Below are 13,501 nucleotides of genomic sequence, written 5' to 3'. Positions count from 1 at the left end.
CTTTCATCAAGATTCAGGCGAATGGCGTGTTCCTTTCCACGCAACGCCCCGCCGCTACTATTTTCAGCCTGGAGATAACCGCCATGGCAGCCATAAGGCAATATCTGCTAGGTTATGGGGCCTTGGTAACGGGAGCATGCGGGTACTGATCAAGGAGTTAGTTCACTGGAACATTTACTTAATGGCTTATCGCCCTTCGTATTGAGCCTGTTGATAGGGACATCCTTCCTGACCTCACTGCTCACCGCCTGCCTGGGCGCCGGCGGCGGTGTCTTGCTGCTGGGCATCATGGCCCAGGTCGTTCCACCCCAGGCCATTATCCCGCTGCATGGCATGGTGCAACTAGGCTCCAACGCCAACCGGGCGGCGATGCTTTGGCGTGATATTGACCGTCAGATGGTTGTCACTTTTTTACCCGGTGCCGCGGTGGGTGCGTTGCTTGGTAGCCTGGTGCTGATTTCCCTGCCCCCTGATCTCCTCTATTTGAGCATTGCCAGCTTTATTGTGTATTTATGCTGGGGCCCGTCACTCCCCAGAATCGTCATGGGCCGGAGAGGAACCCTCTTGATGGCTACCCTCACAACGTTTTTGACGCTCTTTGTCGGGGCGACTGGCCCGTTGATCGGTGCCTATCTCAAGCAGCTCTATCATCAACGCTTCACGATCGTCGCGACGCTGGCGGCGGTCATGAGCTTGCAGCACGTCATTAAAATCGCGGTCTTTCAGCAGGCGGGCTTTTCCCTTGTCCCCTGGCTGCCGCTAGCGGCCGCCATGATCGCAAGCGGTGCCATCGGCACCTGGACGGGCCTGCGCATTTTGAAGTACATGCCGGAGCGCCATTTTGCCCATATCTTCAATTGGGTTCTGACACTGCTGGCCGTTCGCCTGGCTTGGCAGGCGATGACCGGTTAACCCTCGACTCCATACACAAAAGCGGGGAGCCACTTTATATCGTGGCTCCCCGCTTTGCTTATGGCGTTAGCACTGTGATTATCTCACCAAAGGTTAGAAGGCCACGTTCAACCCCAACCAAACCCGGCGGCCGTCTTCGACGTAGCCGTACTCATCGTAGTCGATGTCTTCGTCGAACAGGTTGTAGATCCCGGCGTTCACCTTGGTATTGTCGGTCAGCTGGTAGCCGATACCCGTGTCCACAAAGGTATAGGACGGGGCCACCGTTGCATCCTGTGACGGCCCGGTGTTGGGCTGGGTCTCCTCACCGCGATAAGTCACCTTCGTCCACTGGCTGAGCTTAGCCGAGGCTTGCCAATTCAGCGTGGCCGACACTTGGTGACGCGGTAGCTGAGTTAACGGCTCGCCTGCATATTCACCGCTTTTTTGCTCGCTATCGGTAAAAGTGTAACTGGCTGTTAGCTCAACGGTATCAGTTAACGGCGCCGCCACAGTCGCCTCTACGCCCTGAGTCACCGCTTCATCGACATTGACGCGTGTATTTGTATTTAGGTTGCCATTTTCGTCTCTATCATACTGCGTCGCTACCGGGCACTCTGTGGCCGATAAGCCTACGGATGTGCACGGCAACCGTGTAATCTTGTCTTCAAAATCATTATGGAACACCGTGAAGCTGCCGCTAAGGCCATTCTCACTCGCGTACAGCAGACCGATCTCTTTGTTGAGTGAGGTTTCCGGCTCAAGATCGGGGTTCCCATAGGTCGTGCCCCCACGACTAATCGCCCCCCAATCGGAGGTTATTTCACGCAGGTTGGGCGAGCGAAAGCCGGTAGAGACACCGCCTTTCAGGGTCCACTCCGGGGTCATGTTCCACACACTGTAGAGCCGTGGACTCAGGTGACTGCCGTAGTTTTCATCGTCGTCCATGCGCAAACCGCCGGTCAGCGCGACATCGTCGGTCAGCATCCACTCGTCTTCGACAAACAGCGCCCACTGACGTTGCTCAATCGTCGTACGGTCGGAAATCTGATTGGTGGTGCCATCGTCAAGCGACTCTTCTTCATAGCTCGCCCCCACCGTTAGCATATGCATGCCCAGCGGCACCACCGCACTGGTTTTCGCTGTGGTGTTGGTGATTTCGATATCTCGCGACGTATTTTCACTACGTTCACGCTGCACAAAGGTTTCACTGGTGCCCCACTCAAAACGCCCATCATGGGTCAACGCTACGTGCTCATTGGTGTAATCGTTGAAGCTGTCTTCACAGCCACCGCGGCAGCCATCCGACGGAGCTGAGTTGCCCATCAGTGAGGTGCGATCCTGCTCGGTGATGCCCGCCTCGGCAGTGACGTCATGGTTGTCACTCGCGGCCAGACTCAAACGCGCGGTGACGCTTTGCAGGTTTTTCTCCTCGTAGCCGTTAACGATATTGTCCTCGTCGCGTTGCGAGGTGCGCCCAAACAGTTGCAGGCCCAAACGGTCTTCGATCAGCGGCCCGCTCAGGTAGACGTTAGCCTGGCGGCTATCGCCAGAATCGTTATCTTCCTGTAGCACCGTGTCGAGCTGCACATTGCCGTGCCAGGCATCAGCCACCTTGCGGGTAATCACATTGATGACCCCGCCAATGGCATCGGAACCATACAGCGTCGACATCGGCCCACGAACCACTTCAATGCGCTCGATCGCTTGCAGTGGCGGCAGCCAGTCCTGCTCGAACCCGGCGCTGCCGTTGGGGCGAGACTCGCGTGAGTTCTGTGGACGGCCATCCACCAGGATCAATGTGTATTGCGCTGGCATGCCCCGCATGGTGATATCTTTTCCGTTATCGCCTGCCCCGCCGCCGGTCACGATCACCCCAGGTACATCGCGTAGGGCATCGGTGACGTCTTGATAGTGGCCGTCCTCCAGCTGTTCACGGCTTAACACACTGATAGAAGCTGGCGCATTAACGACCTGCTGTTCAAAACCTGACGCCGTAACGACCATATTCTCCAACGACTCGGCTTCCTGGGCGAGTAGTGGTGGTGTTACCAAACCGGCAATGGCGGTGGTCAGATAGGTTTTGTATAAATGTTTCGACATGCGGGGTCCCCAGTGGCGTGCTATGTAATCAATTAACAAAAAACAAAAACTAATAAGAACCATTAGCATCTGAATTCTTGCACAATTTAGCCCCTCTCGGGTTGGAACAGCATGTTCAAATAACCGCAACACAAATCACAATAATTTTTATTCTCTGTGAATGCTGGCACAATACGTCCGTTTCCCCCCGTTCCTGCGGTGTACCCCATGCATGATTTCGACGAACTAAAAGCCTTTGCAGAGGTAATGGAATCCGGCAGCCTAACGCGCAGCGCTCGCAAGTTGGGGTTGGCCAAATCCACCCTGAGCCGGCGTATCAGCCATCTGGAAGCGCGTCTGGAACAACCGCTGCTGCGTCGCCAGGCCAATCGGCTGCTGCCTACCGAGGCCGGGCTTGTCTTCCATCGCTATTGCCAGGACATGCTGAAACTGGCGGCAAGCAGCCATGAAGCACTGGCAGAGCTGCGTGAAGATATCAGCGGGACGGTCACCCTGGAGGTTCACAGCGCGCTGGCAAGAGGCTGGATGGGTCAGGCCCTGGAAACCTTCATGGCCCGCTACCCTAAAATCGAGCTAACGATGCGTACCCGGGAAGCACCGCCCAGTTCGCTCAATAGCCACTGTGTCCACGTCTGCCTCGGGCCGGTGCCGGAAAATGGCCTCCACCAGGAGCCCCTGGGTCGTCTGACACGAGGCCTCTATGCCAGTCCTTCGTACCTCAGCCAGCAACCATTGCTTGAACACCCTCGCGATCTCGCCGACCACCCCTGGATCGACCTGCTGAGCACGACTCCGGATGGCTTGCTGTTGCATCATGAAAGCCTCGGCAATTACCACTTTTATCCGCCCCGCTCACGTTTGCGGGTGGATATGACAGCACTTCACCTGGATGCCATCGCCCACGGCAAGGGGATCGGCCTGCTGCCTCACTGGCTGGCCGACAAACGCGAGGCCCACCATCCCGGTGAACTGACGCCCTGCCTGCCCAATTGGCAGCCAGCGCCGCTGCCTATCACGCTGCTCTACGCCTATGGCTACCAGCCCAGGCGCGTAAAGGCGCTGCTGGCATTTTTGCGCCAGACACTGCCCCGCCAATGGCAGCACAACGAGGCCGCGGCTTAGGTTTTGCTTTAACGACTTGCCAGTTAGTCCGCTACCTATTCACAATAGTCGGCCATTCATTGCCAAGGACGCGCCATGCTGGCGGAACTATTTGCGGTAATGGCCCCTGTGCTGGCGGGCGCTGGCCTGGGGTTTACCTGGGTACGACTGGGCCACCCCTATCCGGTCGATTTTGTGACCCGACTGGTTTTCAATATTGGGACCCCCTCGCTGGTGCTTGCATCGCTCGCCGGGGCGGAAATAGATGCCAGTACCTTTGGCCGCACCATGCTCTCAACCGCGCTGGTCATCATCTGCATGGCCGGGGCAACGTTTTTTGTCGCCAAATTATTGCGCCGCGACTGGCGTGTATTGTTGTCCCCCATGATGTACCCCAATACCGGCAACATGGGGCTACCGGTAGTGCTTTACGCCTTTGGCAGTGCCGGTTTTGTGTACGGTATTACCGTGATGGTCACGGTGTCCCTGTTTCAATTTACCGTGGGTACCATGCTGGCCAGCCGGGGGAATCCGCTTAAATCACTCGCCAAGACGCCAACGGTCTACGCGATCGCCATTGCCATGGCGCTATTGCTGACGGACTCCGAACTGCCGCTCTGGTTGGCGAACAGCGTGGATTTGATGTCGGGCTTTACCGTGCCGCTGATGCTGATCACCCTTGGCGTGTCACTGGCCAGCATTAAGGTCAAAAACCTACGTTCGGGCCTCGGTTTCAGTCTGGTCCGCATTCCGCTCGCCGCAACGGCAGCCTGGCTGATTGCCGACCTGATGGGGCTTCCCCCATTGGCCCAGGGGATTTTGGTGCTGCAAATGAGCATGCCGGTCGCGGTATTTAACTACCTGTTTGCCCAACGTTCTCAGCGTGAACCCGCCTATGTGGCAAGCCTGGTGTTTTGTTCCACCCTGCTGGCATTGATTTATCTCCCGCTGTTACTCATCTGGCTGATGCCGTGAGCTGAGGACGTCAACAGGGAACCTCTCGGCCCCAAAAGCGTCTCTGCTAAACGCGCCTAATATCTGCCACCTTTTGGGAGAGCCCCAATGCGCCGCTTATCTGCCTATGTATTCCGTCAGCGCTGGTTGACCGCTGTTCTTTTTGGGTTATTCGCCAGTGCCCCTGTCAGCGCCGCCGAAATGATTGAGGAACGCGTTGAGACTGACCAATTGGCTTTTTCGATCGAAAAGGTCGCCGGTGGTCTAGAAAACCCGTGGTCGGTAGCCGTACTCCCGGACGGTCGTTTTCTGGTCAGCGAGCGGTCGGGACAACTTAATGTCATTGATGCCGACGGTGGCGAACCACGTGCCCTCGATGGATTACCCGAGGTAAGCCAGCGCGGCCAGGGTGGCCTGCTGGATATTGCTCTGCATCCACAATTTGGCGATGACGATCACGATTGGATCTACTTCACCTGGAGCGAACCCGCAGAGGGCGGCAGTCGCAGCGCGCTTTCCCGTGTCAAGTGGCAAGGTGATCAGCTCGGTGATGTCGAACATCTGTTTGCTCAAGATCGCGCTTCCTCACCAGGGCGCCATTACGGCTCACGCATTGCCTGGCTGCCGGACGGCACCCTGCTGATGAGCATTGGCGATCGCGGTCAAGAGCCGACCCGTGCCCAGGCCGATGACGATCACGCAGGCTCTACACTGCGCCTGGCCGACACCGGCGACGCACCCGACGACAATCCCTTTGTGGGCGATGCGTCCACGCTTGATGAAATCTATACCCAGGGCAACCGCAACATTCAAGGCATGGTGGTCCGACAGGATGGCGAGGCCTGGGCCACGGAACATGGTCCCAGAACCGGCGATGAGCTGAATCGTCTGATGGCGGGTGAAAACTACGGCTGGCCCGAGGTCAGCCGGGGCAATGACTATGCAACCAACGAACCGATCGGCGAAACATCCAAACCCGGTATGGTTGACCCGGTGTACGTATTTGAAGGCCGGTTTGCGCCGTCGGGGCTGGCAGAAGTCACCAGTCGTGCCTTTGGCGATTGGCAAGGCCAGCTATTGGCGGGCGGTCTGAGCAGTGAACAGCTGGTCAGGCTGCATATCGAAGATAATCAAGTCGCTAGCCACGAAATTATTCTTGATGGCGAGATTGGTCGCATCCGCGACGTGCATCAGGGGCCTGACGAGGCTATTTACCTGCTGACAGATGCCGCCAATGGTGGGCTTTATCGCTTACGCCCCGCCGACTAACGGCCAATCACCTATTGACGTTTCATAACCCCGGTTAACGCATGCGTTTACGAAATCTGATCATTCTGACCGTCATCGTCCCGCTATTCATTGTCTTAGTGGTATTCAGCCTGGTGGCGATCAAATCCATGGAAGATAACGTTCGCTCAAAGCTGCAGAATGAAGTCGACATGATCACCCATGCGCTAAGTACAACGCTTGGCTACGCCGTTGCCCGGGAAAGTGATGCGTCGCTTGAGGAAGCCCTGGAGGCCGCTTTCTCTTTTCATCGCATCTACGGGGCCTATGTGTTCGATACCGATGGACGGGAAGTCTACGGCCTGGGGCTCGGCCGCGAGTTGTTTAGCCGCGAGGAGATCCAGCAGGTGATCGCGGACGACGAACTTTACGGTGACTACCGACAGTTTGAAGGCTGGACCTACTACTCGGCCCTCAAGCCCCTGCGCACACCCGATGGTGAGATAAGTGGCGTACTGCAGGTCAACCGTTTAAATACCGGCATCGAAAACTATACCGGGTTTCTCAGCATCGTGGCCGGTCTGGTCTTTGTGTTCGGTGCCGCGGGCATTGTGCTGAGTATCTGGTGGGGTTTTCGTCAGTATATCGAACGGCCCTTGAATCGTTTGCTGATGGTCATGCAGCGCGTCGAGGAAGGTGATCGTAGTCAGCGCGCCAACATTGAAGGGCCAGCGGAGTACCGTCGGCTGGCGTCAGGGCTTAACGGCATGCTGGATGCCATGGCCGAGAAAGATCACGACATCGAAGATCGACAACAGCGCGAAATCGAGCTCGAAAAACGACTGCGTAAATCGAAGAAACTTGCCGAGTTGGGCGTCCTGGCGGCAGGCGTTGCTCATGAAATCGGCGCACCACTGACCGTGATCAACGGTCAGGCCCAGCGGCTGGCTCGGCGTGACGTCATCGGCGACGACGAGCGTGCCCGGTTGAGCCGTATTCGTGGCGAGGTGGAGCGGATCGTTGAGATTGTCCGTCAGTTGATGGAACTGGGCCGCCAGCATAACGTTGAAAAAGACCAACAGCCCCTCGACGAATTGGTGCACAATGCCAGCGCCCTCGTGGAAGACGAACTGGAGCCGCGTGGGGTGCATCTGGAAACCCACCTGCCCCGCCCAACGCCAACATTGCTGGCCAACGGGCAGCAAATTATTCAGGTAATTACCAACCTGTTGCGCAATGCGGCCCAGGCCAAAGGCGTTCGCCACATCCGTGTCCGTGCCGAGCAGCAGCAACACGAACTTCATTTATGGGTTGAGGATGACGGCCCTGGTATCCCCACCTCACACCATCAGCAGGTATTTGATCCTTTCTTTACCACTAAACCCGTTGGCCAGGGCAGCGGGTTAGGCCTTTCGATGGTACACCGAATTATTAATGACCATGGCGGCACAATCGGCGTATTCAACAGCCCCTTAGGCGGCGCCGGTTTTGAAATCACGCTGCCTCTTTACGACACCACACCTGCATGAGGGCCATGTCTGTGAAGCATCCGGAACATTTTTTACCTTTGTTGGTAGTGGAAGATGACAGCGCTATACGCGAGCTGCTGGAAGAAGAGCTACAGGACGCGGGTTACACTACCCATGGTGTTTCCAGCGCCGAGGACGCCATCGCCCAGCTAAGCCATACGGCCGTATCTCTGATTATTACCGATGTCCGCCTGCCCGGTATGAGCGGCATTCAATTGCTTCAACAGCTACGTCACCAGGGCAGTGAGCTGGGCATTATTGTGATTACGGCCTTTGGAACTATCGATCAGGCCGTTGAAGCGCTCAAGCTCGGGGCCGACGATTTCCTGACCAAGCCGCTGGATCTTGACGCCGTACGTGAATCGGTATTTCGCGTGCTGGAACGCCAGCGCCTGGCGGTGTCCCACGCCACTGATACTAGCCATTTTCACGGCATTGTGGGCCAAAGCGACGCGATGCGGGCGCTTTTTAATGATGCCTCACGCTTGGCAAAAAGCGATGCCCCCATCCTACTGCTGGGAGAAAGCGGCACCGGCAAGGAACTTTTGGCCCAGGCGATTCACCAGGAAAGCTGGCGTCACGATGCGCCTTTTGTGGCGGTCAATTGCGCCAGCATTCCCGCTGAACTGATGGAAAGTGAGTTTTTTGGTCACGTTAAAGGGGCCTTTACCGGTGCCAACGAGGCGCGACAGGGCCTGTTTCACAGTGCTCAGGGAGGCAGTCTCTTCCTGGATGAAATCGGTGAAATGCCGATCAATCTCCAGGCAAAACTGCTCCGCGCGCTGCAGGAAAAAACCGTCCGCCCCGTTGGCGGCGAGCGCGAAGAACCGGTCGATGTACGGATCATTGCCGCCACACACCGGCATCTGGAAAAGGAAATCGAGCAGGCCAACTTTCGAAGCGATCTATTCTACCGGTTGGAAACCTTCTCGTTACGCATTCCCCCTCTGCGGGAACGTGGTCCCGACATTGAACATCTGGTATTCACGCTGATCGACAAGCATGCCGATGCGCAGCAAAAACAGATTGAGCAAATCGAACCCAATGCGCTCCATTGCCTGCTCCACTACCCTTACCCAGGTAACGTGCGCGAGCTTGAAAATGCGATTATGCGCGCCGTTACGCTCAGTGAAGATGGCACGCTACACCATCAGCATCTGCCTGAACGACTGCGCGAACACATCTCTCAGGATGCAGCCCAGACGACCGCGACGGTTACCGGTGAAGTGCTACCCACACCCAGAATGCCAACGGCAACAGCGGCTCCCTGGCCCAGCCTGGAAGAAGTGGAGAAGCGTTATATCCGCAAGGTATTGGAAGCGACAGGCGGCAACAAACGGCGCACCGCAGAAGTGCTGGGCATCGCCCGCCGCACCCTTTACCGTCGCCTGGAAGATAGCGAAGAGTCATGAATAACAACAGACAGCTAAAAAAAACCCCCGCGGGCGCGGGGGCTGAAAGGATGATAAACCGTGAAGACAACCGCAGGGAACAAACAGTTGGACGGTTTACCATCGTAGGGACTTGATAACTAAACTGGTTTACTGACTGCTGCTATCCTCTTCCTCGCTATCCGCGTTTTCTGACTGATCGCCACCGTTACTATCATCGCTGGCCGAGTCATTTGCTGACAGATCGCTTGCATCCTCGCCGTCACCTGGCATGGGATCCGTCCCATCGCCAAAGCCTGGCTCTTCAGTGGCGTCACCTGCCAATGGCTCGCCTTCTTGTGCGGGCTCAGTGCCAGCGGATTCGCCTTCCATTCCCGATTCACCTTGCATGCTTGCTTCGCTTTCCATCGCCGGATCATTTTCCTGCTCAGAAACGAATTGATCATCCTGGGTGGAAGCTCCGTCGGCTGCTTCGCTACTCTGCTGATCCTGGGTTGTTGCCTCTGGCACTGCTGTGCCATCTGCCTCTTCTTCCTGACCGCAACCTGCCAGTAACACGCCGCTCAAAAGCAAAGCTGTCAGGACACTTGACTGGCCATTAAAACGATAAAATTTCACGCGCTTACTCCATTCAGCTTGGGACGTTACTGCCTTGTGACGTCGACGTCGGCATTGAGCAACAAGTTCACAGACAGCAATGTTAAATCTACACCTGTGCCGGCTGCTTACTGCTCATGCGTTTACGTTGCGTTTAATTAAACGTTTACCACTCGTTTAGTTTTTGAATAATGTCTAGATTGATCAAGTTTAGAGAATGAATTACAGATTTTATGCCAAGATTACCCTATAAAAACAAAATATATAAAAATCAATTACTTAATATTTAAAATGATATATTTTTCCAGTCTGATTAATCGCTGAGCGGTGGGTAAAAAATGACACATGAGACACTATGCAGCCGCTCAAGACGAGGCGTTGTGACACACCCAAAGCACTTATGTATAATAATTGGTAATCCTTTAGTACTTCATCCCCTATTTCTACTTATGGGTGAGGGTGTTCGCTGGCCTTATGGGTCATTTTTTGTGCCCAAACAGGCATCAACACCTAGCCCAGTTAACAAAAGGCATCGCCGATGGACGAGACACGAAACGTCAAAATTCAGGTGCGAGGCGTAAGCAAGGTCTTTGGTAAAAACCCAAAAAGCGCGCTTAAGCTTCGCGATCAGGGTTTAAAACGCCCTGAAATTCTTGAAAAGACAGGCCAAACACTGGGGCTTTCCGACATCTCTTTCGATGTTTATGAAGGCGAGCTACTGGTCATCATGGGGCTTTCAGGGTCGGGCAAATCCACCCTGATTCGCTGCCTTAACCGGCTCATCGACACCAGCGAAGGGGACATTGTCATCGACGATGAACACATCCCTACGCTGAGCGAGAAAGCGTTGCTTGAGTGCCGTCGTCGGCACTTTTCAATGGTGTTCCAGAATTTTGCCCTCTTTCCCCACAAAACGGTGTTGCAAAACGCTCAGTTTGGCTTGGAAATCCGCGGCATCGCGCCCGCTGAACGCGATCAAAAGGCGCGCGAGTCACTCACCCAGGTAGGCCTGGATGGCTGGGAAGATGCGTATCCCAACCAGCTATCCGGCGGTATGCAGCAGCGGGTTGGTCTTGCCCGGGCACTGGCAAACGATGCCAGCGTCCTGTTAATGGACGAAGCCTTCTCGGCGCTGGACCCCTTGATTCGTAAGGATATGCAGCAGGAACTCCTGCAGTTGCAGTCCAGAATGCAAAAAACCACCGTCTTCATTACTCACGACCTGGACGAGGCGCTGAATATCGGCGACCGCATCGTGCTGCTGAAGGACGGTGAAGTTGTGCAGATCGGCACTCCTGAAGACATCCTGACCAAGCCGGCCGACGACTATGTGCGCCGCTTTATCGAAGGTGTAGACCGCTCGCGCATCCTGACGGCCGAGAGTGCCATGCGCCCGGTGCGCACGACCGCCCGGGAAAGCGATGGACCTCGCACCGCATTACACCGCATGCGTGAAAACAGCGTCGACTCGATTTACGTGACCGACAGGGACCGTAAACTGCTCGGGCTTCTGGAAGCCGAGGAGGCAAGCCGCGCTATCGAGGCAGGTGCCGATACCATTACCGATTACTTGACCCAGGACTTTCGAAAAGTCACCACTGACGAACCGCTTCATAACCTGTTCGCCATGTTCAACGACAAGAGCTTCCCAATCGCCGTCATAGACGAACAGCAACGGCTGCTCGGCGTCGTGGTGAAAGGGGCAGTACTCGATGAACTCGCTCGGGCAGGAGAATAATTATGGATATTCCAAGCATTCCGTTAGGTTACTGGATTGAAAGCAGCCTGACCTGGCTGACCAGCGAATACTCGCTGATCACACGCGCCATTTCTCGCGTTACGCAAACCGGTATCGGCGGCCTCAATGATGGCCTTATGTGGCTCCCACCATGGGCATTACTGGCCATTATCGCGCTGCTGTGCTGGAAAGCCGCATCACCTCGCCTCGCCATCGGCGCGGCCGCTGGGATGGCCTTGATATGGAACCTGGGTCTCTGGGATCCAATGATCGAAACCTTGACGCTGGTGGTGATTGCCACGCTGGTGGCCGTGGTCATGGCGATTCCGGTTGGCATTGCCGCCGCGCTATCCCAACGCCTGTACCGTGTCATCATGCCAATCCTCGATTTCATGCAGACAATGCCGGCGTTTGTTTACTTGATTCCGGCCATCCCGTTTTTCGGGATCGGTTCAGTCTCGGCCATCTTTGCTACCGTGATTTTCTCGATGCCACCAGCGATTCGCTTCACCACCCTCGGCATTCGCCAGGTGCCAGTGGAGCTGATTGAGGCCGCCGACGCCTACGGGGCAACTCGCAGCCAGAAGCTTTTCAAAGTACAGCTACCGTTGTCACTTCCAACCGTCATGGCCGGTATTAACCAAACGATCATGCTGGCGCTCTCCATGGTGGTCATTGCCGCCATGATCGGTGCGGACGGTTTGGGCAGCGAAGTATGGCGTGCCATCCAGCGCCTACGTCCGGGTGACGGCTTTGAAGCCGGTATTGCGGTTGTTATTCTCGCCATGGTGCTTGATCGCTTGACCCAATCGTTCAGTAAGGCGCGCCGATAAAAGCGCCTACTGGCCTTTTACGACACCGGCGTTAAGCTGGTAGGACTTGCACAGCATGGGATACATGCCCATGCTGTGAGTGATACGAAGTAACCACGACGTTGTCTGAGGTAGCTAATTACTACCTCTCCATCTAAGGGAGCAAGTGAATGAAAACTCGTATGTTGAATCGCCGTATCCGTCTCGCCTCTTTGGCACTCATCTCAGGCGCTGGCCTTGCCGCTGGTGGCATGGTTCAGGCTCAGGATAAAGGCACTATCAACCTGGCTTATGTCGAGTGGTCGTCTGAAGTCGCGTCAACCAACGTGGTACGCGCTGTACTTGAGCAAGAAGGCTACGACGTCGAGATGACATCTCTCTCGGCGGCTGCCATGTTCCAGGCACTGTCTACCGGGGATGCCGACGCTATTGTGGCTGCCTGGTTGCCTTCGACCCATGAGAACTATATGGAACGCGTTGGCGACAACGTTGAAGACCTCGGTCAAAACCTGGATGGCACCAAGCTGGGCCTGGTGGTTCCTGAGTACACCGATGTCGATTCCATCGCTGAACTGAACGACAACGCCGATGACTTTAACGGCGAGATTATCGGTATTGATCCTGGTGCGGGCCTGATGTCCCTCACCGAAGAGGTTGTGGATACCTATGATCTTGATCTTCAATTGCGCAGCGGCAGCGGTGCCACCATGACCGCCGCACTTGCAAGCGCTATTGAAAACGAGGAAGACATCGTCGTGACGGGCTGGACACCGCACTGGATGTTCGCCCGCTTTGACGTGAAATACCTGGAAGACCCGGAAAACGTCTATGGTGGCGCCGAGCAGATTCACACTGTCGTGCGCGATGGCCTGAAAGACGACATGCCGGAAGCCTATGCCATTCTCGATGCTTTCGAGTGGACACCTGAACAGATGGGCGAGGTCATGCTCATGAATCAGGAAGAAGACAGCAACCCATACGAAAATGCCAAACAGTGGGTTGAAGATAACCAGGACGTAGTAGAGGAATGGATTAACAACTAATTCCTTGCCTGGTAGATAGAAGAGATGAACTGGTGCGTACCTTGCGCACCAGTTCAGTTGTTTACATCTCGTCTAAACCATAGCGATGACCGGCATATATTTGACTAATGTTGAT

General features: G+C 55.6%; 11 protein-coding genes. 9 read left to right on the top strand and 2 right to left on the bottom strand.

Features of this window, described 5'->3' with window-relative positions; all coding sequences use genetic code 11:
* Window positions 1–210: 210 nt before the first annotated feature.
* Window positions 211–912 (top strand): sulfite exporter TauE/SafE family protein, encoded by a 702-nt coding sequence (locus tag R3F64_RS08220; protein WP_332610805.1) that lies wholly within the window; start codon window positions 211–213, stop codon window positions 910–912.
* Between the two features lie 93 nt (window positions 913–1,005).
* On the opposite strand, the gene R3F64_RS08215 is transcribed toward R3F64_RS08220, so the two are convergent.
* The gene (locus R3F64_RS08215) at window positions 1,006–2,994 is read right to left on the bottom strand and encodes a ligand-gated channel protein (protein WP_332610803.1); all 1,989 of its coding nucleotides are present in this window, start codon (window positions 2,992–2,994) and stop codon (window positions 1,006–1,008) included.
* Between the two features lie 207 nt (window positions 2,995–3,201).
* On the opposite strand from R3F64_RS08215, the gene R3F64_RS08210 reads away from it, so the two are divergent.
* The 5 genes from R3F64_RS08210 (at window position 3,202) to R3F64_RS08190 (ending at window position 9,217) form a co-directional block, all read left to right on the top strand.
* Window positions 3,202–4,116, top strand: a complete 915-nt coding sequence (locus R3F64_RS08210) for a LysR family transcriptional regulator (protein ID WP_264823567.1) — start codon at window positions 3,202–3,204, stop codon at window positions 4,114–4,116.
* 75 nt (window positions 4,117–4,191) lie between these two features.
* Window positions 4,192–5,070, top strand: a complete 879-nt coding sequence (locus R3F64_RS08205; protein ID WP_085917253.1) for an AEC family transporter — start codon at window positions 4,192–4,194, stop codon at window positions 5,068–5,070.
* Window positions 5,071–5,157: 87 nt separating this feature from the next.
* Complete coding sequence (locus tag R3F64_RS08200; RefSeq protein ID WP_332610800.1) at window positions 5,158–6,318, top strand: PQQ-dependent sugar dehydrogenase; 1,161 nt, start codon at window positions 5,158–5,160, stop codon at window positions 6,316–6,318.
* A 41-nt stretch (window positions 6,319–6,359) separates the two neighbouring features.
* The gene (locus R3F64_RS08195; protein WP_268901984.1) at window positions 6,360–7,805 is read left to right on the top strand and encodes a sensor histidine kinase; all 1,446 of its coding nucleotides are present in this window, start codon (window positions 6,360–6,362) and stop codon (window positions 7,803–7,805) included.
* 5 nt (window positions 7,806–7,810) lie between these two features.
* A complete protein-coding gene (locus R3F64_RS08190) occupies window positions 7,811–9,217 on the top strand; it encodes a sigma-54-dependent transcriptional regulator (RefSeq protein ID WP_268901983.1) in 1,407 nt (468 codons plus the stop codon).
* Between the two features lie 129 nt (window positions 9,218–9,346).
* Here R3F64_RS08190 and R3F64_RS08185 read toward each other — a convergent pair whose 3' ends face one another.
* The gene (locus R3F64_RS08185; protein WP_332610796.1) at window positions 9,347–9,814 is read right to left on the bottom strand and encodes a hypothetical protein; all 468 of its coding nucleotides are present in this window, start codon (window positions 9,812–9,814) and stop codon (window positions 9,347–9,349) included.
* A gap of 517 nt (window positions 9,815–10,331) precedes the next feature.
* Here R3F64_RS08185 and R3F64_RS08180 point away from each other — a divergent pair.
* From R3F64_RS08180 to R3F64_RS08170, 3 genes are all read left to right on the top strand, one after another.
* Entirely contained in the window at window positions 10,332–11,531 is a 1,200-nt protein-coding gene (locus R3F64_RS08180) for a quaternary amine ABC transporter ATP-binding protein (RefSeq protein WP_085917248.1), read from the top strand.
* 2 nt (window positions 11,532–11,533) lie between these two features.
* Window positions 11,534–12,364 carry an ABC transporter permease gene (locus R3F64_RS08175; RefSeq protein ID WP_199283882.1) on the top strand — a complete coding sequence of 277 codons (831 nt, stop codon included), beginning with the start codon at window positions 11,534–11,536 and terminating at the stop codon, window positions 12,362–12,364.
* 149 nt (window positions 12,365–12,513) lie between these two features.
* Complete coding sequence (locus tag R3F64_RS08170; protein WP_199283883.1) at window positions 12,514–13,386, top strand: glycine betaine ABC transporter substrate-binding protein; 873 nt, start codon at window positions 12,514–12,516, stop codon at window positions 13,384–13,386.
* The last annotated feature ends 115 nt before the right edge of the window (window positions 13,387–13,501 follow it).

This window comes from Halomonas sp. 5021 (assembly GCF_036663435.1).
GTDB classification, from domain to species: Bacteria; Pseudomonadota; Gammaproteobacteria; order Pseudomonadales; family Halomonadaceae; genus Vreelandella; species Vreelandella janggokensis.
Note: the sequence above shows the minus strand (reverse complement) of the source record. Positions and strands in the feature narration are given on the sequence as shown.

What these genes read in the sequence shown, in the direction of transcription:
- R3F64_RS08180 (WP_085917248.1), top strand. Translation starts at nt 10,332, where the DNA reads ATGGACGAGACACGAAACGTCAAAATTCAGGTGCGAGGCGTAAGCAAG.
- R3F64_RS08200 (WP_332610800.1), top strand. Translation starts at nt 5,158, where the DNA reads ATGCGCCGCTTATCTGCCTATGTATTCCGTCAGCGCTGGTTGACCGCT.
- R3F64_RS08215 (WP_332610803.1), bottom strand. Translation starts at nt 2,994, where the DNA reads ATGTCGAAACATTTATACAAAACCTATCTGACCACCGCCATTGCCGGT.
- R3F64_RS08205 (WP_085917253.1), top strand. Translation starts at nt 4,192, where the DNA reads ATGCTGGCGGAACTATTTGCGGTAATGGCCCCTGTGCTGGCGGGCGCT.
- R3F64_RS08190 (WP_268901983.1), top strand. Translation starts at nt 7,811, where the DNA reads ATGTCTGTGAAGCATCCGGAACATTTTTTACCTTTGTTGGTAGTGGAA.
- R3F64_RS08175 (WP_199283882.1), top strand. Translation starts at nt 11,534, where the DNA reads ATGGATATTCCAAGCATTCCGTTAGGTTACTGGATTGAAAGCAGCCTG.
- R3F64_RS08195 (WP_268901984.1), top strand. Translation starts at nt 6,360, where the DNA reads ATGCGTTTACGAAATCTGATCATTCTGACCGTCATCGTCCCGCTATTC.
- R3F64_RS08210 (WP_264823567.1), top strand. Translation starts at nt 3,202, where the DNA reads ATGCATGATTTCGACGAACTAAAAGCCTTTGCAGAGGTAATGGAATCC.
- R3F64_RS08170 (WP_199283883.1), top strand. Translation starts at nt 12,514, where the DNA reads ATGAAAACTCGTATGTTGAATCGCCGTATCCGTCTCGCCTCTTTGGCA.